This window comes from Micromonospora sp. NPDC000442 (assembly GCF_042898635.1).
Lineage (GTDB): Bacteria > Actinomycetota > Actinomycetes > Mycobacteriales > Micromonosporaceae > Micromonospora.
On the sequence record NZ_JBIAYZ010000058.1, the window covers coordinates 1 to 1,558 of the forward strand.

1 pseudogene is annotated in these 1,558 nt (G+C 70.2%); it reads right to left on the bottom strand.

The features are described 5' to 3' along the window. A pseudogene (locus ACFY2A_RS30525) lies at window positions 1–1,459 on the bottom strand (NF041680 family putative transposase); the annotation flags it as partial. Window positions 1,460–1,558: the final 99 nt, after the last annotated feature.

Sequence of the window (1,558 nt, forward strand, 5' to 3'; positions counted from 1 at the left end):
GGTCGACTTCTTTTTGGAGGAGGTTGTCCTGCCGGTCGCGTTGCTGGTGATGATGTGGACGTCGTGGCGGCGGGTGGGGTGGCGGTTGGGTCGTCCTGGTGGGCGGCCGGGTCCTGGTCGGGTGGGTTTCGGTGCGCTGGCGGGACAGGGGCTGTTGGCGCGTAGGTGCCGAAATCCGCGGCGGACGCGGGCTGGGGTGAGTCGGTCGGGTGGGGCGGGTCGTTCCCAGGGGCGGCGTAGGTCTGCGGCGAGGGGTCGGGCCAGCCGGAGTTGGGTGTAGGCGGCGATGATCAGCCAGGTCCAGCGGTCGGCGGCGTGCGGGTCGCGGAGTTTCGGCACGGTCCAGCCGAGGGTCTGTTTGAACAGCCGGAAGGTGTGTTCGATGTCGAACCGGCGTAGGAACGTCTGCCACAGCAGATCGATGATGCTCGGGTCGGGATTGTCGCTGGGTTGGTGGTCGAGGCCGGTGGACCACCACAGCCAGACCGGTTTCGCGGTCGCGCCGGAAGGCAACCGTTGCACGTCCAGGCGGATGACGGTGCCTTCCAGGATGGGCAGATCGGGGCAGTCGGCCCAGGCCGCGCGGCGGGTCAGCCGGGGGTGCAGCCGGTGCCAGGCGCGGGCGGTCGCGGTGCCGTAGAGGCGGGTCTCGGTCACGGTGGTGACGTCCGGGGTGCCCCAGCTGGCCGGGTCGCCGAAGATGAACTCGCTGCCGTGCCGGGGTGGCCGACCGCACTTGGGGCCCGGTATCCACGGTCCCGGCGGGCGGCGCAGCACCCGGTCGGATCGCATCCGGGCCAGCACGCGTACCGGCAGGTCCCGTAGCAGCCAGGCCAGCCGGGCCGCGTCGTAACCGGCATCGGTCACCACCCAGACCGCCGGGTCACCGGGCTGCCAGTGCCCGGCGGCGATCAGCCGGTCCGCCACCGCGCGCACCTGCTCGGCGGTGACCGCGGCCAGATCGGCGCCCGGGGCCAGCCGGATCGCGTCCAGCGGCGCGGTCCACGAACTACGCCCCGACTCCAGGGCCACCACGAACGAGTACGGCCAGCCCGGCACCCCGATGTGCTGGTCTTTGCCACGACCGTAGGTGTGACACAGGATCCGCTCCGGCGCGGTGTGCGCCTCCGGCCGCAGCCAACAGGGTCACATCCACCGCCAGAACGATCCGCCCGTCAGCGGCCCGCGGAATCGGCATCGACGCCACCACGGTCCGCAACCGCTGCACATCGATGCGACCAGCGCCCAACGCGTCGTACAACGCGCCATGACCACGACGGTGCTCCGCCACCAGCGACAACGCCGGCAACGACCGAACCGGCCCGTCCGCGCACAACACCGCGTCAGCCAACTCGAACAACGCATCAGCCCTGGCAGTCAGACACCGATGTAGTTCCCTCCGGAACGTCGCGAGGTCCCCCACCACGCCGGCGCGCCCGACGTCATGCACACTGATCATCCCGCAGCCCTTGGTCCTGATCCTCTTCCCTCGACAAGAAGAATGATCAACCAAGGGCTGCGGCCATGATCCGCCAGGGTCGATACAAACCGACCACAG